Genomic DNA, 14,238 nt, shown 5'->3' with positions numbered 1-14,238 from the left:
TAAGCGATGAAGGCCATAAGCCTTCATCGTAGATGGCGTTCTTAAATTTTGCGACGACGGGTTAATGCCACGCCTGCGCCAATTAAAGCACCCACAATCCCCCACATAATCATCAGGAATGCGCGACGTGGACTATCGCGTTTTACAGGTTCTTCAGGTGTTCGCAAATAACGATAGGTCTGAAAACGTGGGTCCAGTGTCGGACCTACGTTGAGGGTTGTGAGCATGGCGCGGTTTTGATCGTAGTCGAGGTCAACATCCGGACCTACGGCCTGCAGGTTTTCCAGGCGCGCCTGCAGCATTGGGCGGCCCAGCAGGAACATTTCAGAATCTGGCAGTTCGTCGGCCGGCACGTCGGTTTCGCTGCGGGAGATATTGCTCTTCTCCGCAATCTTCAGCGCTTGCTCAATATTATGAACCCGGCGATTAAAGATCGCTTTCGCCACCTCTTCCTGACGTTTGACCTGCGCTTTCATCTGCACGGTACGCGCTGCCCAGGCCCCTTTCAGCTCATCATTCAGATGACTTGCCGCTCGCTGGCTGGCGAAAGCGACATACTGACGCAGCAGATTGTTGGCATCCGGCGCGGTTTCCGCGATCAGTTTGACGCTGTCGTTAATGTTGCGCAGCGGGTCGCCCGCCATGAACTGAATATTGTTGATCAGTTCGTCCAGCAGGGCGGCATCCGCCTTGCTGTTGCCCACCATCCGCTGTTTGAAATAGTCGGTCTGGTTCCAGAAATCACGGCGCGTATCCCAGGAGGCGAGCTGCATAATGAACTCTTTGTAGGACTCGTCCATCACCGAGGGCTGCTCGGCGGAGGCTGGATTCGCTTTCACATCCAGGTTACGCAGAAACTGTTGCTGAGAGTAGAAGCCCCCGAGCATGTTCACCGTCGGACGATCGGTAATGGCCGTCGCGCTCCACTCCTGTCGGGCGAAAAAGGTATACGCCAGTGCGATAAGTGCAAAGCCCAGCGCAATACCTGCGATCCAAAACTTGCCCGCCCACAACACGCGGAACAAGCCACGAACATCCAGCTCATTCTCAGTTACCACTGATTTTGCTCCCGCCAACGGTTGAGTCATTACAGTCCCGATTTACTTGGTTAAAGTTGGGTTATTGCCATTTCGACGCATACGGCGTTTCACGCGTTTAATAAATCGCGCCACTTTCCATGCCCGCTTAATACAATAGCCGTACAGGAAAAATGCTAGCAAGAACAATACCAACATTACCCATTCAGGGATGAAATGTGCATATTCTGCGGCGACACCAATGCCGGCCAGCAGCGCAGCGGCGAGGGTGATTAAGACAAACGCCTGACGCGAGGTGAAGCCGGCGCGCATAATCAGATGGTGAATATGTTGACGATCTGGCGAGAACGGGCTCATCCCTTTGCGCAGACGGCGATACATAATCGCCACCATATCCATCAGCGGAATAGCAATAATCCACAGGGCCGTCACCGGACTGATTGGGTGGGTATTCCCCTGAGTGGTTTCCAGCAGGATCCAGATAACGGTAAAACCAATCAGCGTACTCCCGGCATCGCCCATAAAGACTTTGTAGCGACGGCCCAGCACGCCAAGGTTAAGGAGGATATATGGCAGAATGGCGGCAATCATCGCAAAACACCACATCGACAGGCTGTACTGACCGTCGAACCACAGGATGATGCCGATTGCGGCGAACGAAACGCTGGAGAGCCCCCCCAGCAGGCCGTCGATGCCGTCCACCATGTTAAAGGCGTTAATCGCCGCCCACACGGCAAACAGCGTCAGGAAGTAGCCGAACGGCCCCAGCACCATCTCCCAGGTGCCGAAAATATAGCCAAGGCTGCTGAGGTAGAGTTTCCCAACCACCATCATGATGACGCCGATGGCCGCCTGAACCGCAGCGCGGAATTTCACGCTAATATCGAACCTGTCGTCCAGCGCCCCCACCAGTACCAGCACGCCGGCACACGCCAGATAGAGCGCCGCATGCGGGATATAGTAATCCGCAATACTGAAGGTGAAACAGATGCCCGCATAAACAGAGATTCCGCCAACCAGCGGAATCAAGCCTTGATGGCGTTTACGATAATTGGGCTTATCCACCAGACCCACTCTCTTCGCCGCCTTGCGGGCGAGAAATAAAAAGCAGGTGGTGAAAAGAAAAATACTGATTAGCTCAGTCACCGCGGTGAGTAGATTCACTATGGATACTCTCAACAAATGTTAATCCCGGAAGTATAACCTTGAAGGCTCGGCTCCAGAAGGAAAAAGCAGGCCTCACCCAAGTCCCTTTGTTTATTTTTCAGACAATTACTTTTCTGCTTTGACGAACATTCCCATTTTCGTCTCCGGCAGGATAATTGGACAGCGCACAGTTACAGCGTATAAGCCACAAAAGAAAAACGCCACGTAAAAACGTGGCGTTTCGGCGCTTTATTTGCTTTACGAGCGCTTCATCATATCGAAGAAATCGTCGTTAGTTTTGGTCATCGCCAGTTTGTTAATGAGGAACTCCATCGCGTCGATTTCACCCATTGGATGGATAATTTTACGCAGGATCCACATTTTCTGCAGCTCTTCCTGAGTGGTGAGCAGCTCTTCTTTACGGGTACCGGAACGGTTGTAGTCGATAGCCGGGAAGACGCGCTTTTCAGCGATTTTACGAGAGAGGTGCAGTTCCATGTTGCCTGTACCTTTAAACTCTTCGTAAATAACTTCATCCATCTTCGAACCGGTGTCGATCAGCGCGGTTGCGATGATGGTCAGGCTTCCGCCCTCTTCCACATTACGCGCAGCACCGAAGAAACGCTTCGGACGGTGCAGGGCGTTAGCATCCACACCACCGGTCAGTACTTTACCGGAAGCCGGAACCACGGTGTTGTAGGCACGCGCCAGACGGGTGATGGAGTCGAGGAGGATGATAACGTCTTTTTTATGCTCAACCAGACGCTTCGCCTTCTCGATAACCATTTCCGCAACCTGAACGTGACGGGATGCCGGTTCGTCGAAGGTAGAGGCTACAACCTCACCTTTCACCAGACGCTGCATCTCGGTCACTTCTTCCGGACGTTCGTCAATCAGCAGCACCATCAGCACGCAGTCTGGGTGGTTGTATGCGATGCTCTGGGCGATGTTCTGCAGCAGCATGGTTTTACCGGCTTTCGGCGGTGCCACAATCAGACCACGCTGGCCACGACCAATCGGAGACGCCAGATCCAGAACGCGAGCGGTTAAGTCTTCGGTAGAACCGTTACCACGCTCCATGCGCAGGCGAGAGTTCGCGTGCAGCGGCGTTAAGTTTTCAAACAGGATCTTATTGCGCGAGTTTTCTGGTTTGTCGTAGTTAACTTCGTTAACTTTCAACAGCGCAAAGTAGCGTTCACCCTCTTTAGGAGGACGAATCTTACCTGAAATGGTGTCACCAGTGCGGAGGTTGAAACGGCGGATTTGGCTGGGGGAAACGTAGATATCATCAGGACCGGCGAGGTAGGAGCTGTCTGCAGAGCGGAGGAAACCAAATCCGTCCTGCAATATCTCCAGCACACCGTCGCCAAAGATATCTTCGCCACTCTTTGCGTGCTGCTTCAGGATGGCAAAAATGATGTCCTGCTTGCGCATACGAGCCTGGTTTTCCAGTCCCATATTTTCGCCGAGAGTGATCAGCTCAGAAACCGGCGTATTCTTTAATTCGGTAAGATTCATAATGGTGTGGGTTCTTAAACTCGGGGTGATACTCGAACTTAATTTGTGAATGGTATGGCAGGGTCATCCATGCCTGTTAGCGGCCATCAACTCATGTCTGTTCGCTGTCTGGTCACAGGGAAAGCACAGAACTGAAACGACAAGACGGATTGAGTGACAAGCCCGGAATCTATCCACTTCACGCACTGTTTATGTCAACAGCGGGAAGTATCGGGTAAAACAAGATTCAAACAACAAGGTATGTTTAAAACGAAGTCATAGCTAACTTAGCACGACTCTAGCCGGGCGTCCAGAGATCCAAACAATTTAGAAACCCTGGACGCACAGCCGAGAACCTTACGCCAGGTTGGCGTCCAGGAACTCTTTCAGTTGACCTTTGGACAGCGCGCCCACTTTGGTCGCCGCAACTTCACCGTTTTTGAACAGCAGCAGGGTTGGGATACCACGAATGCCATACTTAGGTGCGGTGCCCGGGTTCTGGTCGATGTTCAGTTTCGCTACGGTCAGTTTGCCCTGATATTCGTCAGCGATCTCATCCAGAATCGGGGCGATCATTTTGCAAGGACCACACCATTCAGCCCAGAAATCGACGAGGATCAGCCCGTCAGCTTTAAGTACGTCCGTGTCAAAACTGTCGTCAGTCAGGTGAATAATTTTATCGCTCATATATAACTCCACAGGAATAAGCCTGGTGCGTTGATCTCGCTTCCATCAACGACCTGTTGATGTAGCATTAACCAACTAAAGGTTGACTTTATTTCACCGGATACGCTTTCGTAAAGCAATAGATAGCTGATATTCTACCACACTATGAGCAAAACACATTTAACAGAACAGAAGTTTTCCGACTTCGCCCTGCACCCAAAAGTGATCGAAGCCCTTGAAAATAAAGGGTTTCATAACTGCACGCCCATTCAGGCTCTCGCCCTCCCGCTAACGCTGGCAGGTCGCGATGTTGCAGGGCAGGCGCAAACCGGTACCGGCAAAACGATGGCGTTTTTAACGTCAACGTTTCATTATTTACTGACTCACCCGGCAATTGCTGACCGCAAAGTTAACCAGCCGCGCGCGCTGATCATGGCCCCGACGCGAGAACTGGCGGTACAGATCCACGCTGACGCAGAACCGCTGGCACAGGCCACCGGTCTGAAGCTCGGCCTGGCCTACGGCGGTGACGGTTACGACAAACAGCTGAAAGTGCTGGAAAGCGGCGTCGATATTCTGATTGGCACCACTGGCCGTCTGATCGATTATGCAAAACAGAACCACATTAACCTCGGCGCTATCCAGGTTGTGGTTCTGGATGAAGCCGATCGTATGTACGATCTGGGCTTTATTAAAGATATCCGCTGGCTGTTCCGTCGTATGCCTGCCGCTAACCAGCGCCTGAACATGCTGTTCTCAGCTACGCTGTCTTATCGCGTCCGTGAGCTGGCGTTCGAACAGATGAACAACGCTGAATACGTCGAAGTGGAGCCGGAACAGAAAACCGGCCACCGTATTAAAGAAGAGCTCTTCTACCCGTCTAACGAAGAAAAAATGCGTTTACTGCAAACGCTGATTGAAGAAGAGTGGCCGGATCGCGCCATCGTATTCGCTAACACCAAACACCGCTGTGAAGATATCTGGGGCCATCTGGCTGCGGATGGGCATCGTGTAGGTCTGTTGACCGGTGATGTGGCGCAGAAAAAACGACTGCGCATTCTCGAGGATTTCACTCGTGGCGATCTGGATATTCTGGTGGCAACGGACGTGGCCGCACGTGGTCTGCATATCCCGGCGGTCACCCATGTCTTTAACTACGATTTGCCGGACGATTGCGAAGATTACGTTCACCGTATCGGCCGTACCGGTCGTGCGGGCGCCAGCGGTCACTCCATCAGCCTTGCCTGCGAAGAGTATGCGCTGAACCTGCCGGCGATTGAGACCTATATCGGCCACTCAATTCCGCAGAGTAAATACAACCCGGAAGCGCTGTTAAGCGAACTGCCACCTGCGAAGCGCCTGACCCGCGCCCGTTCCGGCAATGGCCCGCGCCGTAACAGCGCCCCGCGTAATCGTCGTCGTTCAGGCTAAAAACTATGCTCCGGTCCACCTCGCTCTATGCAGCTATTGATTTAGGTTCGAATAGTTTTCATATGCTGGTTGTACGCGAGGTGGCGGGAAGTATACAGACGCTGACGCGTATTAAGCGCAAGGTCCGTCTCGCGGCGGGCCTGAGTGCGGATAATCATCTCTCTCCTGAAGCCATGGAGCGCGGCTGGCAATGCCTGCGTCTCTTTGCCGAACGCCTGCAGGATATTCCCCCCCAGCAAATCCGTGTTGTCGCCACCGCAACCCTGCGTCTGGCGGTGAATGCCGGGGAGTTTATTGCTACCGCGCAGGCGATCCTCGGCTGCCCGGTACAGGTGATTAGCGGTGAAGAAGAAGCCCGTCTGATTTATCAGGGCGTGGCGCATACCACAGGCGGCGATGAACGTCGTCTGGTGGTGGATATCGGCGGTGCAAGCACTGAGCTGGTCACCGGTATCGGTGCGCAGGCAACCTCCCTGAACAGCCTGTCGATGGGCTGTGTCACCTGGCTTGAACGCTACTTTACCGATCGCAATCTGGCGCAAGAGAACTTCGATGACGCTGAAAAAGCCGCCCGCGAGGTACTGCGTCCGGTGGCGGATGAGCTGCGTTATCACGGCTGGAAGGTCTGCGTTGGCGCGTCCGGCACCGTCCAGGCGCTGCAGGAAATCATGATGGCGCAGGGGATGGATGAGCGTATTACGCTGGCGAAACTGCAGCAGTTAAAGCAGCGCGCAATCCACTGTGGTCGTCTGGAAGAGCTCGAAATTGAAGGGCTGACCCTTGAGCGTGCCCTGGTGTTCCCAAGCGGGCTGGCGATCCTGATTGCCATTTTCACCGAACTGAATATTCAGTGCATGACCCTTGCGGGCGGTGCGCTACGGGAAGGGCTGGTCTACGGCATGCTGCATCTGGCCGTCGATCAGGACATTCGCAACCATACGCTGCGCAATATTCAGCGCCGGTTTATGGTGGATATCGAACAGGCGCATCGGGTCGCGAACCTGGCGGTCAGTTTCCTCGATCAGGTTGAAAGCGAGTGGCATCTTGAGCCTGTCAGCCGCGAGCTGCTGGTGAGTGCCTGTCAGCTGCATGAGATCGGCCTGAGCGTCGATTTCAAACAGGCACCGCTGCATGCCGCCTATCTGGTACGCAATCTCGATCTGCCCGGTTATACCCCGGCGCAGAAAAAGCTGCTGGCCACGCTGCTATTGAACCAGACCAACCCCGTCGATCTCTCTTCACTCCACCAGCAAAATGCGGTGCCGCCGCGCGTGGCGGAGCATCTCTGCCGCCTGCTGCGTCTGGCGATCCTCTTTGCCAGCCGTCGGCGCGACGATTTGCTGCCCGCCATGACGTTGATGGCGGAAGGCGAAAAGCTGATGTTGAATTTGCCGGAAAAGTGGCTGGATAGCCATCCGCTGGGAGCAGAAATGCTGGTGCAGGAGTGTCAGTGGCAGAGTTATGTGCACTGGGTACTTGAAGCACAATAACCCCGATTAAACGCCCGGCGGCGCGACGCCTACCGGGCCCTCACACTAGCGGTTTTTTGCCTTCTCCATCATCGCGCGAATATTGGCGATACTGGCCTGCCCTTTATGCATCCGTTCTTCGGCGGTAATCACTTTACGTTCCTGCTCCCAGAGCACATCATCCTGCGGTAATTCCAGCAGGAAGCGGCTCGGCTCCGGACGCACCAGCTCCCCGTACTGACGGCGCTCTTTACAGAGCGTAAAGGTCAGTTCTTTCTGTGCCCGCGTGATGCCCACATAGGCCAGGCGGCGCTCTTCATCGACGTTATCTTCATCGATGCTGCTCTGATGCGGCAGGATGCCCTCTTCCATGCCCACCAGATAGACATAGGGGAATTCCAGCCCTTTCGAGGCGTGCAGGGTCATGAGCTGCACCTGATCCGCCTCTTCTTCGCTTTCTCCGCGCTCCATCATGTCGCGCAGGGTAAAGCGGGTGACGACCTGGGTCAGGGTCATCGGCTCGTCGATATCGGAACCTTCCAGCATCTCGGTCATCCAGCTAAAGAGCTGGTTAACGTTCTTCATCCGCATCTCTGCCGCTTTCGGGCTGGCGGAGGTTTCATACAGCCAGGATTCATAGTCGATGCCGCGGATCAGATCGCGCACCGCCGCGATCGGCTCCCGCTCGCTCAGCAGCTGGATCTCGCGCAGCCAGTGGGTAAAGCGGGTCAGCGATTCATAGCTACGCCCGGTTAAGCTCTGGCTCAGGCCCATATCGAAGCTGGCTGTCAGCAGGCTCTTATTGCGGGTCATTGCCCACTCACCCAGTTTTTGCAGCGTCGCCGGCCCAATCTCCCGCTTCGGCGTATTCACGATCCGCAGGAAAGCACTGTCATCATCCGGGTTGGTCAGCACGCGCAGGTAGGCGAGCAGATCCTTGATTTCCGGGCGCGAGAAGAACGAGGTGCCGCCGGAAATTTTGTACGGGATACGGTTCTGCATCAGCATCTTTTCAAAGACGCGCGACTGGTGATTCCCGCGATAGAGAATGGCGTAATCTTTGTAGTCGGTCTTATTCACGAAGTGATGGGCAATCAGCTCCCCCGCCACGCGTTCGGCTTCGTGATCTTCGTTATTGGCGCTCAACACCTTGAGCTCGGTGCCATAGCCCAGCTCGGAGAAGAGGCGCTTTTCAAACACGTGCGGGTTATTGGCGATCAGGATGTTGGCCGCCTTCAGTATACGCCCGGAGGAGCGGTAGTTCTGCTCCAGCTTGATCACCTGCAGCGCCGGGAAGTCTTTGCTCAGCAGGACCAGGTTTTGCGGACGAGCGCCGCGCCAGGAGTAGATCGACTGGTCGTCATCACCCACGACGGTAAAACGCGCCCGCTGCCCTACCAGCAGTTTCACCAGCTCGTACTGGCTGGTGTTAGTGTCCTGGTATTCATCCACCAGCAGATAGCGGATCTTGTTCTGCCAGCGCTCTCGCACCTCTTCATTACGCTGCAGCAGCAGCGTCGGCAGCAGGATCAGGTCATCGAAATCGAGCACGTTACAGGCTTTGAGATGATCGTTGTACAGGCTGTAGCAGTGGGCGAAGATCCGATCCCGCTCCCCTTTGGCGCTTGCAGCGGCCTGGGCAGGGTCCATCAGATCGTTTTTCCAGTTAGAGATCGTAGAGATCAACTGCTGCAGCACCGTTTTGTCGTCTTCGATCAGCCCTTCGGTCAACTCTTTCAGCAGCGCCACCTGATCGGTGTCGTCGAATAGGGAGAAGTTTGACTTCATGCCCAGTGCCGCGTATTCGCGCTTAATGATATCCAGCCCCAGGGTATGGAAGGTGGAGATCATCAGGCCGCGGGCCTCTTTACGCCCTAACGTCTGCCCGACACGCTCTTTCATCTCGCGCGCCGCTTTATTGGTAAAGGTTACCGCCGCGATATGGCGTGCCTGATAGCCGCAGCCGCGGATCAGATGGGCGATTTTGTTGGTTATCACGCGGGTTTTACCGGAACCGGCCCCTGCCAGCACCAGGCATGGTCCAGTTACGAATTCGACCGCTTGTTGTTGTCCAGGGTTTAAACGCATGGGAATATTGCTCAATCTTCGAACGGGGTGGGGATTGTAGCAGAAAGCCGGGCGCAGATTTACCGGCTAATGATAAAGTGAAGAAAACGCGATGAACCCCGGGAACAGAACCATGAAAAAGACCGCAGCAGCCCTGCACATTCTGGTAAAGGAAGAGAAGCTGGCGCAGGAGATCCTCGCCAAACTGGAGCGCGGCATTAGCTTCGATCATCTGGCAAAGCGCTACTCGAAATGCCCTTCCGGGCGTAACGGCGGCGATTTAGGTGAATTTAAGCAGGGTGCGATGGTGGGACCCTTCGATCAGGCGGTCTTCAGTTGCCCGTTGCTGAAGCCTTACGGCCCGGTGAAAACCAAATTTGGCTACCATATCATTAAGGTGCTGTACCGCAGCTAACGCGTGGTATATTGCGCCCCGATTTTACTCAACCCTTCAAGGCACGATCATGGCGAAAACAGCGGCAGCAATGCACATCCTGGTAAAAGAAGAGAAACTGGCTCTGGAGCTTCTGGAGCAGATCAAGAACGGCGGCGACTTCGAAAAGCTGGCGAAAAAGCACTCCACCTGCCCATCCGGTAAAAAAGGCGGCCACCTGGGTGAATTCCGTCAGGGCCAGATGGTTCCGGCGTTCGATAAAGTGGTGTTCTCCTGCCCGGTGCTGGAACCAACCGGCCCGCTGCACACCCAGTTCGGTTACCACATCATTAAGGTGCTGTACCGCAACTAATAAAAAGCCCGGTGGCGCTAACGCTTACCGGGCCTACGATTTTGCGCTTTTCCAGGTCGGGTAAGGCGTAGCCGCCACCCGATAATTTACTTAACCCGCTACGGCGATACGTTTCATATCGGTCATGTAGCCACGCAGCTTCTGACCCACTTTCTCGATCTCGTGGCTGCGAATCGCTTCGTTCACGTCACGCAGCTGGGCATTATCTACCGCGCCTTCGGTAATGGCTTTACCCAGGTCGCCGGTCTGCAGAGTGGTCATGAACTCTTTCAGCAGCGGTACGCATGCGTAAGAGAACAGGTAGTTGCCGTACTCTGCGGTATCAGAGATCACCACGTTCATCTCATACAGACGCTTACGGGCGATGGTGTTCGCGATCAGCGGCAGCTCGTGCAGTGATTCGTAGTACGCAGACTCTTCGATGATGCCGGAATCCACCATGGTTTCGAAGGCCAGCTCAACGCCCGCTTTCACCATTGCAATCATCAGAACGCCTTTGTCGAAGTACTCCTGCTCGCTGATTTTGCCATCGAACTGCGCGGCGGTTTCGAACGCGGTTTTACCGGTCTCTTCACGCCAGGTCAGCAGATTTTTGTCGTCGTTTGCCCAGTCAGCCATCATGCCGGAAGAGAACTCACCGGAGATGATGTCGTCCATGTGTTTCTGGAACAGCGGCGCCATGATGGTTTTCAGCTGCTCGGACAGCGCGAATGCACGGAGTTTCGCCGGGTTAGACAGACGGTCCATCATCAGGGTGATACCGCCCTGCTTCAGCGCTTCGGTGATGGTTTCCCAGCCAAACTGAATCAGTTTTTCTGCGTATGCCGGGTCGGTGCCCTCTTCCACCAGCTTGTCAAAGCACAGGAGAGAACCGGCCTGCAGCATACCGCACAGGATAGTCTGCTCACCCATCAGGTCAGATTTCACTTCCGCAACGAAAGAGGATTCCAGAACGCCTGCACGGTGACCGCCGGTGGCCGCCGCCCATGCTTTGGCAATCGCCATGCCTTCGCCTTTCGGATCGTTTTCCGGGTGAACCGCGATCAGCGTCGGCACGCCGAAACCACGTTTGTACTCTTCACGTACTTCGGTACCCGGGCACTTCGGTGCCACCATCACAACGGTGATGTCTTTACGGATCTGCTCGCCCACTTCAACAATGTTGAAGCCGTGGGAGTAACCCAGCGCCGCACCGTCTTTCATCAGCGGCTGCACGGAACGCACAACGTCAGAGTGCTGTTTGTCCGGCGTCAGGTTAACTACCAGATCCGCCTGCGGGATCAGCTCTTCGTAGGTACCAACTTTGAAGCCGTTTTCGGTCGCTTTACGCCAGGATGCACGCTTCTCAGCGATGGCTTCTTTACGCAGGGCGTAGGAGATATCCAGACCGGAATCACGCATGTTCAGGCCCTGGTTCAGACCCTGAGCGCCGCAGCCGACAATGACCACTTTTTTACCCTGAAGATAGCTTGCGCCATCGGCAAATTCATCGCGCGCCATAAAGCGGCATTTGCCCAGCTGAGCCAGTTGCTGGCGCAGATTCAGTGTGTTGAAGTAGTTAGCCATGGTGATACCTCGTGATGTTGTGTGTCTTATTGTTCGGTTCGCGTTTCAGCGAGAATGTACCCACATTACAACAGGAAATTTATTGCGGAAATTGATATATTCACAACGTCACGTTGCAATTTCTGCAATATAAAACCCTGGAGTGGAATCGGTGGATTTACGCGATCTGAAAATGTTCCTGCATCTGGCGGAAAGCCGTCATTTTGGCCGCAGCGCGCGGGCGATGCACGTCAGCCCCTCCACGCTTTCGCGTCAGATCCAGCGCCTGGAGGAGGACCTCGGCCAGCCCCTGTTTGTACGCGATAACCGCACGGTGACGCTCACCGAAGCCGGAGAAGAGTTGCGTACGTTTGCGCAGCAAACCTTGCTGCAGTACCAGCAGCTGCGCCACACCATCGACCAGCAGGGGCCGTCGCTTTCCGGTGAACTCCATATCTTCTGTTCGGTGACCGCCGCCTATAGCCATCTGCCGCCCATCCTCGATCGCTTCCGCGCAGAACATCCTTCGGTTGAGATCAAACTCACTACCGGTGATGCCGCTGACGCGATGGAGAAGGTGGTGACGGGAGAAGCGGATCTGGCGATTGCCGGTAAGCCGGAAACCCTGCCAGGCGCAGTGGCGTTTTCGATGCTGGAAAATCTGGCAGTGGTGCTGATCGCCCCGGCCCTGCCCTGCCCGGTGCGTAATCAGGTCTCGGTGGAAAAACCGGACTGGTCAACGGTGCCCTTTATCATGGCCGATCAGGGTCCGGTGCGCCGCCGCATCGAGCTGTGGTTCCGTCGGCAGAAAATCAGTAATCCCTCGATTTACGCCACGGTCGGCGGCCACGAGGCGATGGTCTCGATGGTGGCGCTCGGCTGCGGCGTGGCGCTGCTGCCGGAAGTGGTGCTGGAGAACAGCCCGGAACCGGTGCGCAATCGCGTAATGATTCTGGAGCGCAGCGACGAGAAAACGCCGTTTGAGCTTGGCGTCTGTGCACAAAAAAAGCGGCTGCATGAGCCGCTTATTGATGCGTTCTGGAATTTATTGCCGAATCATTAGCTGCGCTAACCCGGCCTACGATTCACTTAACCTGCCAGGAAGAAACGGAACGCCGGGTTGTGGGTCTCGTCATGACAGTCATAACCCAGCTCGTTCAGCCGCGTTTCGAAATCCGGCTCGTGCTCGCCCAGTTCGAATGCCGCCAGCACGCGGCCGTAGTCGGTGCCATGGCTGCGGTAGTGGAACAGGGAGATGTTCCAGTGCGTACCCAGGGTATGCAGGAACTTAAGCAATGCGCCAGGTGACTCCGGGAACTCGAAGCTGAACAGGCGTTCCTGTAACGGCTTCGACGGACGCCCGCCCACCATGTAGCGCACGTGCAGTTTCGCCATCTCGTCGTCGGAGAGATCCACCACGCTGTAGCCACCCTGGTGCAACAGGTTGAGGATCTCTTTACGCTCTTCCACCCCGCGGCTCAGACGCACGCCGACAAAAATGCAGGCATCTTTAGCATCGGCGAAACGGTAGTTAAACTCCGTCACCGAGCGACCGCCAAGCAGCTGACAGAACTTAAGGAAGCTGCCCTTCTCTTCCGGAATCGTCACCGCTAACAACGCTTCACGCTGCTCACCCAGCTCGCAACGCTCGGAAACGTAACGCAGACCGTGGAAGTTGACGTTCGCACCAGAAAGCACGTGAGCCAGACGTTCGCCGCGAATGTTGTGCTGGGCGATGTATTTTTTCATGCCCGCCAGCGCCAGCGCGCCGGACGGTTCCGCCACCGCGCGCACATCCTCGAACAGATCCTTCATCGCCGCGCAGATCGCATCGCTGTCGACGGTGATGATGTCGTCGAGATACTCCTGGCAGACGCGGAAGGTTTCATCCCCGATGCGTTTCACCGCTACGCCTTCGGCAAACAGCCCGACGCGCGGTAAGTCCACCGGATGACCAGCATCCAGCGCCGCCTTCAGGCAGGCAGAATCCTCGGCTTCAACGGCGATGACTTTGATCTGCGGCATCAGCTGTTTGATCAGCACCGCCACGCCCGCAGCTAACCCGCCGCCGCCAACCGGGACAAACACGCGGTCGAGATGGGCATCCTGCTGCAACAACTCCAGCGCCAGGGTGCCCTGGCCGGCAATCACCATCGGGTGATCGAACGGCGGCACCCAGGTGAAGCCCTGCTGCTGCGCCAGATCGATGGCTTTGGCTTTCGCTTCGTCAAAATTGGCACCATGGAGCAGCACTTCGCCGCCAAAACCCCGCACCGCATCGACTTTAATATCTGCGGTTGCCACAGGCATGACAATCAGGGCTTTCAGCCCCAGTCGCGCGGCAGAGAACGCCACGCCCTGGGCATGGTTGCCCGCAGACGCCGTGATCACGCCCCGCGCTTTTTGCTCGTCGGTCAGCCCGGCCATCATCGCGTAGGCGCCGCGCAGCTTGAAGCTGTGCACTGGCTGGCGGTCTTCGCGCTTCACCAGAATAACGTTATCCAGCCGCGAGGACAGCTTGTCCATTTTTTGCAGCGGCGTGACCTGCACCGCTTCATAGACCGGCGCACGCAGCACCGCCCGGAGATATTCTGCCCCCTCAGGGGCAGACGATAAGGGTTGGGATTCGGCCAT

Annotated in this window: 12 protein-coding genes; 5 read left to right on the top strand and 7 right to left on the bottom strand. The window is 55.6% G+C overall.

What is annotated here, in order from left to right:
* Positions 1 to 41: 41 nt before the first annotated feature.
* From wzzE to trxA, 4 genes are all read right to left on the bottom strand, one after another.
* Complete coding sequence (wzzE, locus tag LRS40_RS07680; RefSeq protein WP_142487532.1) at positions 42 to 1,088, bottom strand: ECA polysaccharide chain length modulation protein; 1,047 nt, start codon at positions 1,086 to 1,088, stop codon at positions 42 to 44.
* A gap of 12 nt (positions 1,089 to 1,100) precedes the next feature.
* On the bottom strand, positions 1,101 to 2,201 hold the full coding sequence (wecA, locus tag LRS40_RS07675) for a UDP-N-acetylglucosamine--undecaprenyl-phosphate N-acetylglucosaminephosphotransferase (RefSeq protein WP_142487533.1): 1,101 nt from the start codon (positions 2,199 to 2,201) through the stop codon (positions 1,101 to 1,103).
* A 240-nt stretch (positions 2,202 to 2,441) separates the two neighbouring features.
* Positions 2,442 to 3,701 carry a transcription termination factor Rho gene (gene rho, locus LRS40_RS07670; protein WP_001054528.1) on the bottom strand — a complete coding sequence of 420 codons (1,260 nt, stop codon included), beginning with the start codon at positions 3,699 to 3,701 and terminating at the stop codon, positions 2,442 to 2,444.
* A gap of 336 nt (positions 3,702 to 4,037) precedes the next feature.
* Entirely contained in the window at positions 4,038 to 4,367 is a 330-nt protein-coding gene (gene trxA / locus LRS40_RS07665; RefSeq protein WP_006179218.1) for a thioredoxin TrxA, read from the bottom strand.
* Positions 4,368 to 4,511: 144 nt separating this feature from the next.
* Here trxA and rhlB point away from each other — a divergent pair, with 144 nt between their 5' ends.
* Together rhlB and gppA are read left to right on the top strand one after the other, a co-directional pair.
* Positions 4,512 to 5,777, top strand: a complete 1,266-nt coding sequence (gene rhlB / locus LRS40_RS07660) for an ATP-dependent RNA helicase RhlB (RefSeq protein WP_142487534.1) — start codon at positions 4,512 to 4,514, stop codon at positions 5,775 to 5,777.
* A gap of 5 nt (positions 5,778 to 5,782) precedes the next feature.
* A complete protein-coding gene (gene gppA / locus LRS40_RS07655) occupies positions 5,783 to 7,267 on the top strand; it encodes a guanosine-5'-triphosphate,3'-diphosphate diphosphatase (RefSeq protein WP_231313436.1) in 1,485 nt (494 codons plus the stop codon).
* Between the two features lie 45 nt (positions 7,268 to 7,312).
* Here the strand turns inward: gppA and rep are convergent, their stop codons facing one another.
* Positions 7,313 to 9,334 carry a DNA helicase Rep gene (rep, locus tag LRS40_RS07650; protein WP_231313435.1) on the bottom strand — a complete coding sequence of 674 codons (2,022 nt, stop codon included), beginning with the start codon at positions 9,332 to 9,334 and terminating at the stop codon, positions 7,313 to 7,315.
* Between the two features lie 112 nt (positions 9,335 to 9,446).
* Between rep and ppiC (LRS40_RS07645) the strand changes: the two genes are divergently transcribed.
* Positions 9,447 to 9,728 (top strand): peptidylprolyl isomerase PpiC, encoded by a 282-nt coding sequence (gene ppiC, locus LRS40_RS07645; RefSeq protein WP_106995953.1) that lies wholly within the window; start codon positions 9,447 to 9,449, stop codon positions 9,726 to 9,728.
* Between the two features lie 49 nt (positions 9,729 to 9,777).
* A complete protein-coding gene (gene ppiC / locus LRS40_RS07640) occupies positions 9,778 to 10,059 on the top strand; it encodes a peptidylprolyl isomerase PpiC (protein WP_032615193.1) in 282 nt (93 codons plus the stop codon).
* Between the two features lie 90 nt (positions 10,060 to 10,149).
* On the opposite strand, the gene ilvC is transcribed toward ppiC (LRS40_RS07640), so the two are convergent.
* Positions 10,150 to 11,625 carry a ketol-acid reductoisomerase gene (gene ilvC, locus LRS40_RS07635; RefSeq protein ID WP_032615195.1) on the bottom strand — a complete coding sequence of 492 codons (1,476 nt, stop codon included), beginning with the start codon at positions 11,623 to 11,625 and terminating at the stop codon, positions 10,150 to 10,152.
* Positions 11,626 to 11,776: 151 nt separating this feature from the next.
* On the opposite strand from ilvC, the gene ilvY reads away from it, so the two are divergent.
* Positions 11,777 to 12,667 (top strand): HTH-type transcriptional activator IlvY, encoded by an 891-nt coding sequence (gene ilvY, locus LRS40_RS07630; protein ID WP_142487537.1) that lies wholly within the window; start codon positions 11,777 to 11,779, stop codon positions 12,665 to 12,667.
* Between the two features lie 26 nt (positions 12,668 to 12,693).
* Here ilvY and ilvA read toward each other — a convergent pair whose 3' ends face one another.
* Positions 12,694 to 14,238, bottom strand: coding sequence for a threonine ammonia-lyase, biosynthetic (gene ilvA / locus LRS40_RS07625; protein WP_231313875.1), 1,545 nt, complete (start codon positions 14,236 to 14,238; stop codon positions 12,694 to 12,696).

The sequence above is a fragment of the Leclercia sp. G3L genome (assembly GCF_021117075.1).
Lineage (GTDB): Bacteria > Pseudomonadota > Gammaproteobacteria > Enterobacterales > Enterobacteriaceae > Enterobacter > Enterobacter adecarboxylatus_C.
This window is presented reverse-complemented; position numbering and strand designations above follow the sequence as displayed.